This window comes from Paraglaciecola sp. (assembly GCF_030730205.1).
GTDB lineage: Bacteria > Pseudomonadota > Gammaproteobacteria > Enterobacterales > Alteromonadaceae > Paraglaciecola.
On the sequence record NZ_JANQVQ010000117.1, the window covers coordinates 1 to 16931 of the forward strand.

12 protein-coding genes are annotated in these 16931 nt (G+C 44.7%); 4 read left to right on the plus strand and 8 right to left on the minus strand.

What is annotated here, in order from left to right; all coding sequences use genetic code 11:
* On the plus strand, positions 1 to 577 hold a 577-nt coding region (locus NWQ57_RS08495), incomplete at its 5' end, for a hypothetical protein (protein ID WP_306021716.1).
* Here the strand turns inward: NWQ57_RS08495 and NWQ57_RS08500 are convergent.
* The 8 genes from NWQ57_RS08500 to xthA all read right to left on the minus strand — a co-directional run bounded on the left by NWQ57_RS08500 (position 560) and on the right by xthA (position 7269).
* Entirely contained in the window at positions 560 to 1105 is a 546-nt protein-coding gene (locus NWQ57_RS08500; protein WP_306021717.1) for a CIA30 family protein, read from the minus strand. The genes NWQ57_RS08495 and NWQ57_RS08500 overlap by 18 nt on opposite strands.
* The gene (locus NWQ57_RS08505) at positions 1102 to 1758 is read right to left on the minus strand and encodes a flavin reductase family protein (RefSeq protein WP_306021718.1); all 657 of its coding nucleotides are present in this window, start codon (positions 1756 to 1758) and stop codon (positions 1102 to 1104) included. Before NWQ57_RS08505 ends, NWQ57_RS08500 begins: the two co-directional genes overlap by 4 nt.
* A gap of 258 nt (positions 1759 to 2016) precedes the next feature.
* Positions 2017 to 3168, minus strand: coding sequence for an ABC transporter permease (locus NWQ57_RS08510; RefSeq protein WP_306021719.1), 1152 nt, complete (start codon positions 3166 to 3168; stop codon positions 2017 to 2019).
* Positions 3165 to 4097 carry an ABC transporter ATP-binding protein gene (locus NWQ57_RS08515; RefSeq protein WP_306021720.1) on the minus strand — a complete coding sequence of 311 codons (933 nt, stop codon included), beginning with the start codon at positions 4095 to 4097 and terminating at the stop codon, positions 3165 to 3167. Before NWQ57_RS08515 ends, NWQ57_RS08510 begins: the two co-directional genes overlap by 4 nt.
* Positions 4097 to 5074: an HlyD family secretion protein gene (locus tag NWQ57_RS08520; RefSeq protein ID WP_306021721.1), complete on the minus strand. Its 978-nt coding sequence runs from the start codon at positions 5072 to 5074 to the stop codon at positions 4097 to 4099. The genes NWQ57_RS08515 and NWQ57_RS08520 overlap by 1 nt, the downstream gene beginning before the upstream one ends.
* A gap of 10 nt (positions 5075 to 5084) precedes the next feature.
* Complete coding sequence (locus NWQ57_RS08525) at positions 5085 to 5708, minus strand: TetR/AcrR family transcriptional regulator (protein ID WP_306021722.1); 624 nt, start codon at positions 5706 to 5708, stop codon at positions 5085 to 5087.
* Positions 5709 to 5794: 86 nt separating this feature from the next.
* The gene (locus NWQ57_RS08530; protein WP_306021723.1) at positions 5795 to 6451 is read right to left on the minus strand and encodes an energy-coupling factor ABC transporter permease; all 657 of its coding nucleotides are present in this window, start codon (positions 6449 to 6451) and stop codon (positions 5795 to 5797) included.
* Between the two features lie 2 nt (positions 6452 to 6453).
* Positions 6454 to 7269, minus strand: a complete 816-nt coding sequence (gene xthA, locus NWQ57_RS08535; RefSeq protein WP_306021724.1) for an exodeoxyribonuclease III — start codon at positions 7267 to 7269, stop codon at positions 6454 to 6456.
* Positions 7270 to 7472: 203 nt separating this feature from the next.
* Between xthA and recC the strand changes: the two genes are divergently transcribed.
* From recC to recD, 3 genes are read left to right on the plus strand one after another with little or no spacing between them, the layout of a single operon-like run.
* The gene (gene recC, locus NWQ57_RS08540; RefSeq protein WP_306021725.1) at positions 7473 to 10928 is read left to right on the plus strand and encodes an exodeoxyribonuclease V subunit gamma; all 3456 of its coding nucleotides are present in this window, start codon (positions 7473 to 7475) and stop codon (positions 10926 to 10928) included.
* Complete coding sequence (gene recB, locus NWQ57_RS08545) at positions 10928 to 14626, plus strand: exodeoxyribonuclease V subunit beta (RefSeq protein ID WP_306021726.1); 3699 nt, start codon at positions 10928 to 10930, stop codon at positions 14624 to 14626. Before recC ends, recB begins: the two co-directional genes overlap by 1 nt.
* On the plus strand, positions 14620 to 16578 hold the full coding sequence (recD, locus tag NWQ57_RS08550) for an exodeoxyribonuclease V subunit alpha (protein WP_306021727.1): 1959 nt from the start codon (positions 14620 to 14622) through the stop codon (positions 16576 to 16578). Before recB ends, recD begins: the two co-directional genes overlap by 7 nt.
* Positions 16579 to 16931 lie beyond the last annotated feature (353 nt).

Here is a 16931-nt window from a genome sequence, read left to right on the forward strand (position 1 = left end):
CGACGATATAAAGTGCTCAAGCACGGAATGCATCATTGAGTTTCCACGTGGCAACAAGGGCAAAAAAAGGTTAATTATCTCGCCCTATTTAGATTCATCTTTTATGGTGTTGGACATTCCTGTAGATGATAAAAACCAAGGTTTGGCGCAAAGTACATATCAACTTGATGCTGCAAATGATGGCTCAGCGCTCACCAACTTTTTAGCAACATACCCTAAAGCGGTAATACAAACCTTAAGCAAATTAAATAGCGACACAGACATCGCCGGTTTATGGGTTGGCAGATTAACGATGGACGATAAACCACAGTTATTGACACTTGCTGTGTACCCTGATCAGCAATCAAACTTTACCCTTCATCTTGTCGGCAAAGATTATGTAAACCGGACTACTTTTATGCCGCCAGATATACGTCAGCAAGACGGAGTAATTCACATTACTATAACGCATTGGACCTTCGCCAATCAGCTAATAATTAACAGGTTGAGCGGCAGTCAAATTCGGGAATACATGTATTCTGTGCACAAGGGGTATACTTTGCAAACAGGCGATTTTTGGTTATTGCGAATTGAGTAAAGGGGTAGTTGCTATCTCATCAATAAGTAAACTAAAGGGTGCTAGGTTTTTATCAGCGATTAAAAAGCCTAGTTGACTCACATTAGCAAATTGCAGTTTTGGGGCATTAGCAACGGCTCTGCCTCGGTAACTTGCGGTAAAATCTAAGGGGCTAAAACTAAATGTTTGCCACTTTTTACTGCCTTGGGTTTCAAACTCTACTTTATAGGCAATACCATCCATATTGTCGTTAGTGCGTAAACGAAACTGGTAGGTACGAGGCTCTCCTTTAACTTTAATTGCAATACGTTGTGCCTCTCCCATGCCGAGTAATAACTGTGCTCGAATCGATGCAAATCCCCCATTATTGGCCAGTGACAATTGACCAGTAAAGTAGATATCATCTTCGATTAGGCTAAGTTTACTATTGGATTGGCCGCCCATTACCGAGTCGTTTATGACATACCAGCGTAGTTGGGGGAGCAGACTTTTAGCCATCGCAGATTCAGTGATTAACATCAGTATTAAGCCGAGTAGGACACGATTCAAACCTCAATTTCCTCTCCATCAAGATCTAATTTTTTAGGCTGAATGCCAGGTTTAGCATAGCTTAAACGACCGAGCCTTTGGCTGGTGTGGTAGCTATCTAAGCTCGTAATACTAAGGGTGTTTAGGCATGATAAATCGATAAAACCGTCTTTGCGTAAGGCCTGTTCATCTACAATAATATCGCTGATTTCACCAATCACCAATTCGGTATTGTTAATAGCGAGTGTCACAACTTCACGAAGTTCAAGGGCATATTTTAGTTTGCTTTGTTGCACAAAGGGGGCAATACATGGTGCGAGATATTCTTCTTGTAAACCTACCGCACTAAATTCAGATACTGTTTGTTCATAACGGGCTGAGGTTTGATGGGCTTGTTGCCAAAACTCAGCAGATACCTGATTGATAGTGTAGTACTTTGTTTGCAGAATATTCTCAAGGGTGTGCCTTGGCACAGAGTGCGGACGCATCAGCATACCGACTAATGCGGGATCTGCGCCGATATGAAATACCGAACTCACAATCGACAAATTAGTTTGCCCTTGGTCACTTATGGTTCCGATTAAATTTGCGCTCTTATAACCTGAAAGACTATTGATTAGCCTTGCTCGGTATTGGCTTTCGAAATTTTTAATGTCTTGCTGAGTTATATGCATAAATAAGTTCGGGTTGCTTGGGCTGCTAGCCATAGTAACAGTATTAAAATTTAAACGTAGTAAAGCGACGATGAGATCGCTTAGCCAACGTAAATATATCTATGGCTTGATATCTTCACGTAAATAGCCCCTTGATTAATTAAGTTTATTACTACTGTGGCAATCTCAAGGGGCTAGGGTAAGGCCCTCAGATTTGAGCCACGAGATCTCTTGCTGAGTAAAGAGCTAAAACCAATAATTCAAGGCTCGTTTTACCCCTTAATCTAAAGTTCGTTTGTAGCGGGCCATTGCAATTACGCCCACCACTAAGGTAAAGGCCAATATAGCGGCTAGCTCGTATTTGATGCTGTTGAAATCGGCCGTTTTAAGCATTACCCCGCGCACAATCCGCAAAAAATGAGTGAGTGGGAGGACTTCGCCAATCCACTGTGCCCAGTGTGGCATGCCTCGAAACGGAAACATAAAGCCAGAGAGTAACAAAGAGGGTAGAAAGAAAAAGAAGGTTAATTGCATCGCTTGCATTTGTGATTTAGCCAGGGTTGAAAAGGTAAAACCTAGGGCCAAATTAGCAATAATGAACAAAGCCACGGCGGCCAATAATAACCATAATGACCCCGTAAAAGGTACATCAAACAGATACCGAGCGGCCAATAAAATAATAAGGGTTTGCACCGCCCCCACACCGACATAAGGCGTGATTTTGCCAATCATTACCTCGAGTGGTTTAGCGGGCATAGCCAGTAAGTTTTCTATCGTGCCTTGCTCTACTTCGCGGGTCATGGCCATGCCTGTTATCATCACCATAGTCATCGTAATAATCACCCCAAGTAGCCCGGGCACAATGTTGTACTGCGTGAGTCCTTGTGGGTTATAACGCCGTTGAATTACCAAATCCACAGGTGAAAGCCCGGCATTGAGCTCACTTAAACTGCCTTTTAGCTCGTGGCGTAGTGCTGAATCAATGATAGTTTGCGCACGACTGATAGCATTAGAAGAGGCGGCTGGATCAGAGGCATCCGCTTCAATTAGCAATTGTGGCCTCTCGCCCTTTATCAATTTGCGAGTAAAGCCACTGGGAATGGTAATAACAAACGACACCTCTCCTTTGGCAAGCAGGGCATCTGCTTGCGCATAATCAGCCACATTATGCTCAAGTTTGTAATAGCCTGAATTTTGTAGCCCTTGTAAAATAGTACGAACTAGCGGGCTTTGCTCGTGTGCGACAACAACGGTGGGAAGCTGTTTAGGATCGGTATTAATAGCATAACCAAAGAGCATCAGTTGCATCAGTGGTACACCGATCATCATGGCGAATGTCATGCGGTCACGGCGCATTTGGATCAGTTCTTTATTTGCAATGGCGAGTAAGCGACTCAGACTTGCAGAACAAGAGGCAATAAACGAGCTCATTGATAACTCCGTTTATCTGCGCCTGCGCTATCCATCAAGGCAATAAATACGTCTTCCAAGCTCGGATCAACTTGTTGCCAATGAATCGTTGGGGTAATGGTTTGAATGGCATGTAATAAGGCTGCTTGATGGTAACCACTGACGTGCAGTGCGGCGCCAAAATACGCAGCATGAGCCACTCCTGGTTGCGCCCGCAATTTCTCAGCCGCTAATCTCACTCCTTCTCCTATTGCCTTATAAGTAAACAATTTAGCGTCCCTGATAATATCGTGTACGGTGCCTTGCGTAATAAGTTGCCCGTGGGCTAAATAGACTATTTTGTCGCAGCGCTCGGCTTCATCCATGTAGTGGGTCGACACCAAAACAGTTAAGCCGCTGGCCGTTAAATGGTGGATTTCGTCCCAAAAATCTCTTCTGGCTTGCGGATCAACCCCTGCGGTAGGTTCGTCTAGTAGTAATAATTGGGGCTGATGCATTGTGACCGCAGCTAAGGCTAGGCGCTGTTTCCAACCGCCAGACAGCTCGCCAGCTAATTGCTTTTGTCGATGCTGTAATTGCAATTTTTCTAAGGTGTCATTGACTAGGCTTTTGCGTTGGGGCAACTGATATAAACGAGCGACAAAATCGAGATTTTCGCGAATAGTGAGATCGTTCCAAAAGGAAAACTTTTGCGTCATATATCCCGTTAAACGCCGTATTTGGGTGGCTTGTTTGAGGATATCAAAGCCTAAACATTGGCCTCTGCCTTCATCGCAGCTGAGCAAACCGCAAATCATGCGTATGGTGGTGGTTTTACCTGAGCCATTAGGGCCTAAAAAGCCCCACACCTCACCTCTAGGTAATTGGATACTGACGTCGTTTACCGCGACTTTATCACCAAAGCGTTTGACGAGACCCTGTACATCTACGGCTAATTCTTTTGATGCCATTAGGGGGTCACTTCAACAGGTAAACCGGGTCTCAATAAGTGGTCACCAGCATCTTGAGCAAAGAGGCGGGCTTCGAGCAAAAACATCAGTTTTTGCCGTGATTGTTCATCGTAAATAACCGGCGGGGTAAACTCGGCTGAACGGGCAATATGAAAAATATGTGCGTCTATTGGTGCAGTAACACCGTCGGCATGGATGTTGACAGATTGACCTACATTAAACTGACTCAGTGCAGCTTGAGGCACAAAAAAACGAATAATGAGGGCATCCTTAGGCAATATAGCAAGTACGGGTTTACCTGCAGTAATAAACTCGCCTTGGCGATAAAAAATCTCCTCAATTTTACCGCTTATCTGCGAGATCACTTGACGTTGTGATAACTGCCACTGGGCTTGTTCTAGGTTGGCTTGCGCTGCTTGCTCTGCGGCAATTGCGCTATTAGTCAGTTCTTGTCTGACGCCAAGTTTCGCGACTTCAATACTGGCTGTTATGGTCTTGAGTTTGGCAATACTGCTTGCATACTCGGCATTCACTTGGCTTGATTTGGAAGCAGGCGCTAAACCTTCTTCAACCAGCTTATTCCAGCGTGTTTTTTCAGAAGCGGCAAAATCCACCGCCACTTGCGCTTGTTGGCGCTGTGCGTTTAGCTCAGCTATTTCTTGCTCTCTGGCGCCAGTGAGGCCATTACGCTCTTGTGCTTTCGCTTGGGCTAAACGAGCCTGTGCTTCTTTGATCGCGGCTAACTGTTGTTCATCATCCAAGCTAAATACCAGCGTATTGCTGGTAAGCGTATCACCCGCTTGCCATGGCATATTACTCAACCATCCGGCTTGCGGTGCGGCCAGATAAACTAATTCGGCTTCTACGTAACCTGTAAACGTGGGTTGTTCTGACTCAGTATCACAAGACATGAGTAAAACTACACCAAGGACAGAACAACTGATATGTCGCCAAATACGGGTATTATGACTCATCATTTTTGGCCTCCTAATTAACCTTTAATATCACGAGTAGATGCTTGGTGTGTAAGGCAAATAAAGCATCCAGGTCGAGCATATTTTGTTGTTCATTGCTGCTTTCAAATACCATGCGCCACACCACTGAAAAAATGACCGGCGCAATGATCAAACGCGCAGTCATTGGAATATCGCTGCATTGCCATTCTTTCGCTTCAACCGCTTTGGTGATAATGGTTTCAAGTAAGCTAAACATACGGTTTAGCACTTGTTCGCGGTAGTAAGTCACCAGTTCAGGAAAGGCTTTGCCATCAGCAATAATGACTTTTACCAGTTTAGGAAGGGGCGTGTTTCGAATTATATGGGCGATACTTTGCAGTAAAAATTGCAGAGCTTGTTCGCCGGTTTTCGTCGCTAAGACCTCCTGACTGGTGAGGTTGATGGTCGGTACGGCAATTTCTTCAATCAAGGCTCTGAATAAATCTTGTTTATTGGCAAAATAAAGATAAAGGGTGCCTTTGCTGACATGGGCCAGTTTGGCAATATCCTCCATGCGCGCTGCAGTAAAACCCTTATCAAAAAATTCATTTAGAGCGGCATGTAATAAGGTATTGCGACGTTGATCTTTGGCTTGCTCTGTTCTGGCACGTTGCATAGTATCGGTTCTACATTAAATAACTGACTGGTCAGTTATTTAATGTAATCCTAATCGGAAGGTAAAACAAGTAGCGGGATAAAAAACTAGTTTTTTGAGTCTAAATAGTGTTTGTCGTAGAAGGTAAAGACCCAATGGGGTTTATAAATAATTAACAACGTGATGGTCATCCCATTAAACATGCCTTCGGGGAACAGCAACAAGGTGGTGATCATCAAGTAATTATCCATGATGACCTGCCATGTATAGATACCATCAAGATAATAGTAGCCGCTTAACAACAGCATTTTTAAACCAATAGTTAAGGCCCCGGGAATAAAAGCGCACAGAAAGATATACACAAACACGTTTTTAGGCAGTTTATGAAAACTCAAGCTGTATATGCCATAGGTGAGAGCAATCGGAGCCAGGCAGCCAGTCAGAAAGTTTACCCCTATCATGCTAATAGGTTCCATACCAAAGAGCGTTAAGCTCAATAAGGCTAATATACTACTCACAATTGCCCACCTAAACCCTAAGACTAAGGGCAGGGCCGCCAGCCATAAAAAATGCACTTGTGGATGGCCAGGTATACCTGTTTGTATACTCCATAAAAGGGTTAAGCAAACAGCGCTACCAAACACTAAGTGTTGGCATTGTTTGTCGTTTACCAAACGTTCAAATGGTAAATGCCTGACAATAAAGTAAGCAGCAATGACCGTTAAGAATAAGGCAATACTTTGGATATCACTGAAATACGGCATCGTTATTTTTCGGTCTCAAAAACAGCCCAAATGGGCGCGTGATCAGAAGGCTTTTCAATTGCCCTGAGTTCGTAATCAATATCGGCTTTTACCAAGGTATTATGCAAACGCTGTGTGGCTAAAATCAGATCAATGCGTAACCCTCGATTATCAGCAAAACCGTTGGAGCGATAATCAAACCAGCTAAATTTTTCTGTTTGCTCAGGGTTTAGGTGCCTAAAGCCATCTACTAACCCCCAGCTTAGCAGTGAATTAAGCCAGTCTCGCTCTTCAGGTAAAAAGCTGCATTTACCCTGTTGTAGCCAGCGCTTATGACTCGCTTCACCAATACCAATATCGGCGTCGTTGTGCGAAACATTGACATCGCCCATCACTATCACTGCATCATCAGGCGAATGGCTGCTTGTCAAATACGCCATCAAATCTTGATAGTATTTACGTTTGGCCGGATATTTAGTTTCATGTGCTTGATTTTCACCTTGCGGGAAGTAACCGTTTAATACTCTCACGGTCTCACCATGGGGCAAAGGGTAGTCCAGCATAATCATGCGCCGCTGCGCATCCTCTTTGTCTGTGGGAAACCCATATTGCACATTACTAGCAGGCTGTTTACACAGCATCGCTACGCCGTAATGCCCCTTCTGACCATGAAAATAAACGTGGTAGCCCATGGCTTCAACTTCTGCGCTGGGGAACTGCAGATTATCAACTTTTATTTCTTGCAAGCCGATGATATCTGGCTGATGTTTATCGATAAGGGCTTGAAGTTGGTGTAAGCGGGCGCGGATCCCGTTGATATTAAAAGAAACGACTTTCATTGCCTTACCTAATTAACGTTAACTGACCAACGCTCGAGGCGTGAATGGCCAGCATGATAACAAAATCTCAAGGTGAGCTGAATTAATTTAAGTGCTTAGCGGCATTTTATACACGCCTGTTTATGCATAAAATGAAAGAAAATTGATTTCAAAATCAGTAACTTTGTTACACTAAGCAAAACAATAAAAGACCTATTACGCTTATGTTGCACCTTGTTCAGTCAAATAAAATGGAAATGCTGGCTGACAGTTTGATTGACTGTTTGAGTCAACAACACCGTTCCCCTGAATCGCTATTTGTACCTGACACAATTTTGGTACAAAGCCCCGGTATGTCGCAGTGGTTAAAAATACAAATTGCACAAAAGCGCGGTATTGCCGCCAATGTTGAGTTTCCTTTGCCCTCAAGTTTTATTTGGGAATTGTATCGCCAAAACATTGAACACTTACCCGAGCAAAGTGCTTTTACCAAGCCCAATATGACTTGGAAGCTGATGAGCTTGTTGCCCTCGATGTTGCACCATACTGAATTTAGTTCGATTGCCAATTATTTAGCGAATGCGCCGCTGCTAAAGCAATATCAACTAGCCCATAAAATTGCCGATATTTACGATCAGTACTTAGTCTATCGCCCGGAATGGATATTGGCGTGGGAGGCGGCGGATACAGTTGACGGCTTAGGGCAAACTGAGCATCCCAAGCAAGAATATGCGGGGCCTGATGAAACCTTACACCCCTGGCAAGGCATATTATGGCGCGCGATGTGTCGATACAGTGTGGCGCTAGGTGAGTCTCGTTATCATCGAGCCAACTTGCACCAACAACTACTCAGCAAATTGTCTGCACAAGCACCTGATGGCGATCAGCAAAAGCCCTTGTTTGTCTTTGGTTTGTCGGCCATGCCGCAGCAACAGCTTGAAGTATTAGATGCCTTAGCGGTCAACCGAGATGTGTTTGTTTTTTGGTTTAATCCCAGCCAGCACTATTGGGGCGATATTGTGGATGGTAAAACCATGGCACGGGCACACTTACAACAGTTAATAAAAAGGCAAGGACAGCAAAGCGAAGCGGATTATTTGCAATCGGGCAATCCGCTTTTGGCTTCTTGGGGAAAATTGGGCCGCGATTACCAAGATATGTTGCTGAGCTTTGATTTTGTGCAACATGATTATTTTATCGAAACACAGCCGCACTGCATGTTAGAACATATTCAAGCAGAGATTTTTGAGCTGCAATTTAGACACAGTTTCGACAGTTTAAGCCCCATTGAACTCTTAGGAAATGGCGAAGCCTTTCCCAAAACCCAGATTACAACTTGTGATCGCTCAGTGCAGTTTCATGCGTGTCATTCTCGGGTGAGAGAGCTTGAGGTCTTACACGACCAACTTTTAGATTGGTTTGCCCAAGATGAACGCAATCAGCCTGGCGAAGTAATTGTAATGATGCCTGATGTGGGCGCTTATGCGCCATTTATTGAAGGCATATTTGGCTCAGCGCCAAGTCAACGCTACATCCCCTTTGGTATTTCTGATCGCAATATCAGTGAAGAATCCCCCTTGTTAACGAGTTTTGTGCAGTTAATGAAACTGCAACAAAGCCGTTTGACCTTAAGCGAAGTTATGACGTGGTTAGCTGTACCGGCCGTGATGCGTCAATTTGATCTCAACGAACAAGAATATACTTTATTACAGCATTGGTTAGCCGATGCCGGAGTGCGCTGGGGCTGGGATGACGCCGATAAAAAGCGATGGGAGTTGCCCGAGCAAGGGCAAAATACATGGTTGTTTGGTCTGCAACGTCTGTTAGCCGGTTATGCCATGGACGCCAGCCAATTATTGCATTATCAACAGCAACTGTTGTCACCCTATGCTGATATTGAAGGTCAGCAAGCCGTGGCACTGGGCAAGTTTTATGTGTTCGCCCAGCAATTGCTCAAGGTGCTGGACTTTTGCCAGCGCCACGCCAGTCTTGCTGATAAAGTCACTGAATCTTTAGCCATTATCGATGCCTTGTACGAGTGTGACGAGCGAGAGCTAGTCGAGCTTAGTCAGCTTCGTAAGGTGCTTGAGCACATTTCAAAACATCAAAGTCAATGCGAAGGCGAAATTGATCAAGCGGTTTTTGTGGCAGAAGTTGAGCAGCAACTCAGCGAAAAAGGCGTGGGTCAGCGTTTTTTAGCGGGTTACGTGAATTTTTGTACCTTGATGCCCATGCGCAGTATTCCCTTTAAAAAAGTGTGTTTACTGGGCATGAATGATGCCGATTATCCGCGCCAAACCGTGCCAGTTGGCTTTGATCTTATGCGGGTATCACAAGCAAAACGAGGTGATCGTTCTCGCCGCTTAGACGATCGTTATTTATTTTTAGAGGCCTTATTGTCGGCCCGAGAGCAACTTTATATCAGTTATCTGGGCACCAGCCAAAAAGATAACACCGAGTTGAGTCCCTCTATTTTAGTCAGTGAATTACTTGAATATTGTGAACAAGGCTATGCGCTTGATGGCGAGCTACACTTAGTACCTGCCCAGACTGCCAAAAATTTGCGTCAGCACTTAATCACCAAGCACAGCTTACAGCCCTTTGCGGATGACTATTTTATTGGCAATACTCGATTGCCAAGTTACAACGAACAAGCCGCTCAAGTCGCCATCACTCGCCAGCAAAAACCACTGCTACACCAATTTAATGCCCAACCTTTACCTGCTTTTTATAGCGTGCAAGCGCAACGTTTGTGTTTTGATGGCATACCTGTGGATATTAACCTAGAAGAACTTATACAGTTTTTTATGAACCCTACTAAAGCCTTTTTTTTACAGCGCTGGCAGTGTCGTTTTAGTGGATTAGGTGATGAACTACTGGACGACGAGCCCTTTAGTTTTGATGGTTTAGACAAATACCAGCTCAACGAGCGCTTAATGGCTGAATTAATTCAACAGCAGCAAAATCAACACCTAGATAGGCGGGATATCTCTGAGCATTTCGCTCAGCAGTTGCGCGCAGAAGGGCGTTTACCGGTCGGATATTCTGGTCTTATCGCCTTAGAAACCATTGTTAACAGTAGCCAAGCCTTAGCCACCGAAATGGCAAAGCAAAGTGGCGGGCAAAAAGCCCGTTTATTGCCCATCGATTTAGTGCTTAATTGTGAGTATCAACATCAAGCGGTACACATCAATCTGCAAGGGCAGGTGACTCAAATATTTGGGCCTCAGTTCATTTTATGGCGCAGCGGTAAACTGCGCGCTAAAGACCGTTTACGCACCTATCTTAGCTGGTTATGTATCTGCGCCCAAGCGGGTAATGATGGGATTGAACGTGCAGTATTTATTGAACTAGAGGGGCAAAAAGTAAAAAGCTGGGAGCTGCAAAAACTGAGTCAGGCGCAGGCGCACACATGTTTAAGCGAGCTTGTTGGCTTATTTATTAAAGGCCAGCAAACCTTGATACCGTTTTTTCCTGAATCGGCGTGGCAGTGGGTAACCAGTGAAGATAAACAAAAAGTATTTGATACCTTTAACGGCCAAGACGGTGGCTTTATTGCAGGCGAGGGGGCCGAGCCACACATTGCCCGTGTTTATCCCGACCTTAAGCATGTGTTTGAAGACTTTTGCCAACTCAGCGAGCAAATATTATCACCCCTGCAAAAGTTGAGTGATATCTAATGCAGCCACTTAACACCCTAACATTTCCTTTAAATGGTGCATCACTTATTGAGGCCAGTGCTGGTACGGGCAAAACCTACACGATCGTTAACTTATATTTGCGTCAGTTATTAGGCCATCATTGTCAGGCCTTAAATGTCGATCAAATTTTGGTGGTTACCTTTACCAATGCAGCCACAGCAGAGCTAAAAGAGCGCATTCGGCAACGCTTGCAACGTGCCTATTTAGATTTTTATCGCGGCGAAAGTAACGACAGTTTTATTCAAGCCCTGTATGAACAAATCGATAATTCCGCGCTGGCTACGCAACGTTTAGCTTTAGCCAGTAAGCAAATGGATGAAGCAGCGATTTTTACCATCCATGGTTTTTGCCAACGGGCGTTAACCGAACATGCTTTTGAAAGTGGTGCCATGTATGAGCAGCAATTCATACTGGACGAAAGTGAATGGTTAAAACTGGCGGTGGCCGATTATTGGCGCACTCATATAGTTACTCAACCAGCAGACATTCAATCTTTGTTGTTAGAAATTTGGTCGCAGCCCGATAAATTACTTATGACCTTGCAGCCATTATTAAATCGAAAGGCTGCCCCTCAATCGAATATCGCTATCAGTGAGGTAGTGGCTCTGCAGCAAGACTACAGTCAACAAGTGGCAGACATAAAACGCTGGTGGCTTGACAATAATATTGCCAGTCTGTTGCAGCAAGGCCAGTTAAAAGCCAATGTTGTGGTGGGTAAACCTGCAACCTTTGAAGCCATGCAACGCTTTTGTGAAAGTAGCCAATTGTACCCGACATTTTGTAAAGAAGGCTGGTTGTTGTATGGCCCAGCTAACTTAGCAAAAGCCCTTAAAAAGGGCGCATCTTTGCCTGATATTGATTTTAGCCGTTTTGAACACCTAGCTGCATTAGCGCAACAAGTTCTCGATGGCATCAAACTCGCATTTTGCCAAGACGCCTTAGTAAAAGTAGCGCACAATCTTGCGACTCAGAAAAACCGATTGCAGTTAATTTCACCCGATGATTTATTAACTCATCTTGGCCATGCTTTGAGTCCACAAAATGGCGAAGAGGGCAAAAACAATGAATTAGCCACTGCCTTACGTGCGCGATACCCAGCGGTGTTGATTGACGAATTTCAAGATACCGACCCGGTGCAATACCGTATTTTTCAGCAAATATACGCGCAAGCAGCGGCGCCACTCGCGACTGAATTGGCGCAAAATGACAGTAACAGCCCCAAGTCCCCGTGCTGGATCATGATTGGCGATCCTAAGCAGGCTATTTATGGTTTTCGAGGGGCGGATATTGTTACTTACCTGCACGCTAAAAAACAGGTTAGCGTGCAACAACAATTTACTCTTGATACCAATTGGCGCTCAACACCTCAGCTAATCGCTGCGGTTAATACACTGTTTATGCACAATCAGCAGCCAGAAAGCCAAAAAAGTGCATTGTCATTTTATCCAGTAAAAGCCGGAAAAGATGAAACGGGTTTACTCATTAATGGTCAAGCTCAGCCCAGTTTAGACCTGTGGCACTTGTGTTCAGATAACGACAAACCCATTGCAAAAGGGCAAGCGCAGCAAAGCTTGGCGCACTATTGTGCTAGGCAGATTGCCACCATTTTGCAGGAAAACAGCACGGTTGCAAGCAGGGCGGTGCTAGCCGGTGACTGTTGCGTATTGGTGCGTAATCGCAATGAAGCGCAATTGGTTAAACTTGCTCTACAAGAACTCGATATTGCCAGCGTGTTTTTAGCTCGTAAAAGTGTCTTTGCCAGTCAAACGGCACTTGATTGTTATAGGCTGTTGAGCGCGCTTAGCCAGCCTGGTGATGACAGAGCAGTAAAAACAGCACTTTTGACGGAGCTTTTTGCTATTAGCGCTTTTGAATTAGATAGCCTATTTAGTGATGACAACGAGTGGCAGAATATCATTGCGTTGTTTCATCACTGGCATCAGGACTGGCAAAAATACGGCTTGATGATGGCCATGAATAAAGTCATTAGTCATTTTAGAATTGAGCAAAAAGCACTAAGACATTTTAGCGATGGTTTGCGCCGCGTGACCGATTTACGGCATGTGCTAGAACTTTTGCAACAACGTAGTTTAGAAGTGCAAGGGCATGGACAGTTAATGCATTGGTTCAGCCAATGTTTGCAAGACCCCGATCACTCAAACGACAAACAGCAGTTACGCTTAGAAACGGATGCCAATTTGGTGCAAATCTCTACCTTGCACGCCTCCAAAGGTTTGCAATATCCCTTAGTGTTTATCCCTTTTGGTAACAGTTACAAATCTGCGCAATCGGCCGTTTTTCACGCTGACGAGGGGCAACTGCTGGTGGATTTTTTGGGGCAAGAAAAAGCCATGAAGGTGGCAGAACAAGAGCGCTTAGAAGAAGATGTTCGGTTGTTGTATGTCGCGCTTACCCGCGCAGAATATTATTGTGCTCTGGGTGTATGGCATAACATCAGTGATGATAGACGCCGTCGTTCGGCCTTTTTAGAAACTGCTCTAGGTGCGATTTTATTGCCACAAGGAGTAGAGGTATCAGATGAGCTCATTGCAAGGTATATTCAGCAGCTAAGCCAGCACGCAAGCCAACAAGGCAGTATCACGTATTCGAGTTTTTATGCCGCTGATTTACCAGACCTAAGGTTAATCACGCAGACAGACAATTCGCCTCCCACGTTTGATGCAGAGCCTGTTGTTGCTGATCTTGTTGCGCTGCAATTAACTAAGCCCATTGAACGGCAATGGCGTTTAACCAGTTACTCGGCTATCAGCCAACAACAGTCTCATCTTGAGGTACTCATACCGGGCATGGATGAAGGGCGAGATGCCGTGCAAGAAGAGCAAATTATGACAGCCACTGAGCGAGAACTAAACGCCTTCACATTTGAAAAGGGGGCGAATGCGGGATCGTTTTTACATGGCATTTTAGAGAATATTGACTTTACTCAAGTCAACTCCTTAGCTGAGGTGATTAAAGAGCAAAGCCTGAAATTTGCCATTGGGAAGGATTGGCAAGAGCCCTTATATAATTGGCTTAGCGACCTGCTAATGGCCAATATTGCCACCAGTCAAAGTGGTGCAGTATTGAGTTTAGCGCAACTTGCACGCACACAGATTAAAGTAGAAATGGAATTTTACATGCCGCTTAAACAGGTGCAGGTGGCGGCGTTTAATCAACTGATTAATCATTTTATGCCCCATTCAATTAGGCAATATGAGTTTGCTCAGCTCAACGGCATGTTAAAAGGTTTTATCGATTTAACCTTTGCTTTTGAGGGTAAATACTACGTTGCTGATTATAAATCTAATCATTTGGGCCTCGGCTACGACCATTACCAACTCGCCTCATTAGAGCGGGCAATGCAAGAGCACGATTATCACCTACAAGCTATTTTATATACCTTGGCCTTACATCGCTGGTTGAAACAACAGCTGCCACATTACCGTTATCAAGATCATATGGGGGGGGCGTACTATTTGTTTTTGCGTGGCATGCACAGCGAATTGCCGCAAAGTGGAGTGTATTATTACCGTGCAGATGAAGCCTTTATTTGCGCTTTAGATGCCTTGTTTAATGGTGAGCCCTTACCCGATTTTGTGCCCACACATACAACAAAATCTGAGCCACCTAAGCCGCTAGGTGATCAAACAGACCAAGGACAGCTTGACTTATGGTAGAGCAATCTATTGAACAGTACGATTCGCCTAGTAGCCAACTTTTAAGCGTACTTAACAAGCTACAAACTCAAGGTATTTTGCGGCCGCTCGATAAGGCCTTTGCACTTTTTATTGCCGAAGGACTCGACGCGCAACACCCAGAGCAATATCTCAATGTAAGTTTATTAAGCGCTTATTTAAGTGCGAGTTTAGGTGAGCAGCACAGCTGCATTGCACTAAGCCAAATACAAGGCGTGTTTGCGCCTGATTTTTACTTTGCCGAGCAAGCAGAGTTAACACGCTATTTGCAGCTGTGCTCAATGGTTGAAGTGATCACCTTGCCTTTTAGTATTGCTAAACTCAGTTGTAATAAACCTATTGTGCTAGATGGTAACAGCCTGTATCTGCAGCGCTATTGGCTGTATGAAGGTGAATTGGCTGAGCAAATATTAGCCCGAGCCAGTCAGCAAAAAGGGGTAGATGAGCTAGGCTCGCTCCAACTATTAAAACAATTGTTTAGTACAGCAAGCCAACAAGAGTTGGATTGGCAACAGGTAGCAGTTTGCCTTGCCGCCCGTCAGATGATCAGTTTTATCACGGGTGGCCCGGGAACAGGCAAAACCACTACCGTGACCAAATTACTGGCATTATTACAAGGTTTAGCGCGAGCCAAAGACAAGGTCTTGTCGATTAAGTTAGTGGCACCAACTGGCAAGGCAGCAGCGCGTTTAACCGAATCTATCGCCGTAGCTAAACTAAAATTACCCGCCGAGTTGCAGCAAAACCTGCCTGAGCAATGCCAAACAATACATCGTTTACTGGGCGCTAGACCGCTAAGTCCTTACTTTAAAGCCAACGTCACACAACCATTACACCTTGATGTGCTGGTAGTGGACGAGGCCTCAATGGTTGATTTACCGCTAATGAGTAAGCTATTTTCCGCTTTGCCCAGTAAGGCACAAGTTATATTGTTGGGTGATAAAGACCAGCTAGCCTCAGTTGAAGCAGGCAGTGTGTTGTCAGATATTTGTGCAGCGGTCACCAGTCAAGCCCAACACTCAGGATTGGCTGCATATAGCCCAGCCATGCAACAGCAGTTACAGCAGGACCTGCAACTGCCAATAAGCAAACAGCAAGTCAGTGCGCAGCCAACGAGTCACATTCAAGATAATTTGGTGATGTTACAAAAAAGCCATCGATTTAGTGCAAGCAGTGGCATAGGCCAATTGGCCACACACATTAATCAAGGTGAAATACAACCCAGTATTACCCTGCTTAAAGCGTCTACCATGGCCGATGTGAGTTGGGTTGAACCTAAGGCGACTTTTTCTAAGGCCATCTATGATGAGCAATTACAAACCTTAGTATTAAATTTAATGCCGATTTACCGCAGCTATTTTAGTGCAATTAAACAAGGGAATTTGCAATTCGCCTTTGCGTGTTTGGCGCGCCAACAAGTGCTTTGTGCCCAGCGTAATGGCCCTTGGGGGGTGGGGGAACTTAATCGTGTGATCCAACAAGAATTGAGCGCCCAAGGCTTAATTACCACCAGCCAAGATTTTTATACCGGACGGCCCGTGATTTTGACCCGCAACGACCACAATTTAAAACTGTTTAATGGTGATATTGGTATTGTCATGCCAGATCCCGCTAACCCTAGTCTCACTAAAGTATGGTTTAACATGGCAGAGGGCCACTTATCCGGCTTTTTACCCAACCGTATTCCGCCTCACGATACCCTTTACGCCATGACAATTCACAAAAGCCAAGGCTCTGAATTTGAACAAGTGCATTTGTGTTTACCACTGATAAATCAACAATCAAAGGGCAGGGGATTAAGCCGTGAACTGCTATACACAGGATTGACCCGCGCTAAACAAAACTTCACCCTATACGCTCAGCAACAAGCTTTGCAGATTTGCCTCAAACAACAATGTGTCAGGGGCAGCGGATTAGCTCAAAGGTTGAAATAGTACTAGCTGCGAGTGGCGAGTAAAAGCGGGATCTTGTGTAAAAGGAAGGTGAAATTTTTCGTTGCAGCCTTTTGTAATGACTGTTTCGCGGCACCCGTTGCGCGGCAACCGTTGCCGCGAAACGAAGTTGTTTGTTCAGCATAAATTGAAATAAACCAACTAAAAACAAAACACTTATTTCAGTGCTGCAAATCACTCTTTTAGCTGAGTATTTAATCTCTGAATCCCGTTTATTTTTTCAATTTGTCACCCCGGTGGAGTGAAACGATGAGGGATCTTTTACTTGGCCTCAATATGTCTACCTACAAACGAGACAAGGGGCTCACCACACTGTTGCCACCGCGTTGCAGTAT

Coding starts and splice junctions, on each gene's coding strand:
- xthA (WP_306021724.1), bottom strand. CDS start 7,269: ATGAAAGTCGTTTCTTTTAATATCAACGGGATCCGCGCCCGCTTACAC.
- NWQ57_RS08525 (WP_306021722.1), bottom strand. CDS start 5,708: ATGCAACGTGCCAGAACAGAGCAAGCCAAAGATCAACGTCGCAATACC.
- recD (WP_306021727.1), top strand. CDS start 14,620: ATGGTAGAGCAATCTATTGAACAGTACGATTCGCCTAGTAGCCAACTT.
- recC (WP_306021725.1), top strand. CDS start 7,473: ATGTTGCACCTTGTTCAGTCAAATAAAATGGAAATGCTGGCTGACAGT.
- NWQ57_RS08530 (WP_306021723.1), bottom strand. CDS start 6,451: ATGCCGTATTTCAGTGATATCCAAAGTATTGCCTTATTCTTAACGGTC.
- NWQ57_RS08510 (WP_306021719.1), bottom strand. CDS start 3,168: ATGAGCTCGTTTATTGCCTCTTGTTCTGCAAGTCTGAGTCGCTTACTC.
- NWQ57_RS08505 (WP_306021718.1), bottom strand. CDS start 1,758: ATGCATATAACTCAGCAAGACATTAAAAATTTCGAAAGCCAATACCGA.
- recB (WP_306021726.1), top strand. CDS start 10,928: ATGCAGCCACTTAACACCCTAACATTTCCTTTAAATGGTGCATCACTT.
- NWQ57_RS08515 (WP_306021720.1), bottom strand. CDS start 4,097: ATGGCATCAAAAGAATTAGCCGTAGATGTACAGGGTCTCGTCAAACGC.
- NWQ57_RS08520 (WP_306021721.1), bottom strand. CDS start 5,074: ATGATGAGTCATAATACCCGTATTTGGCGACATATCAGTTGTTCTGTC.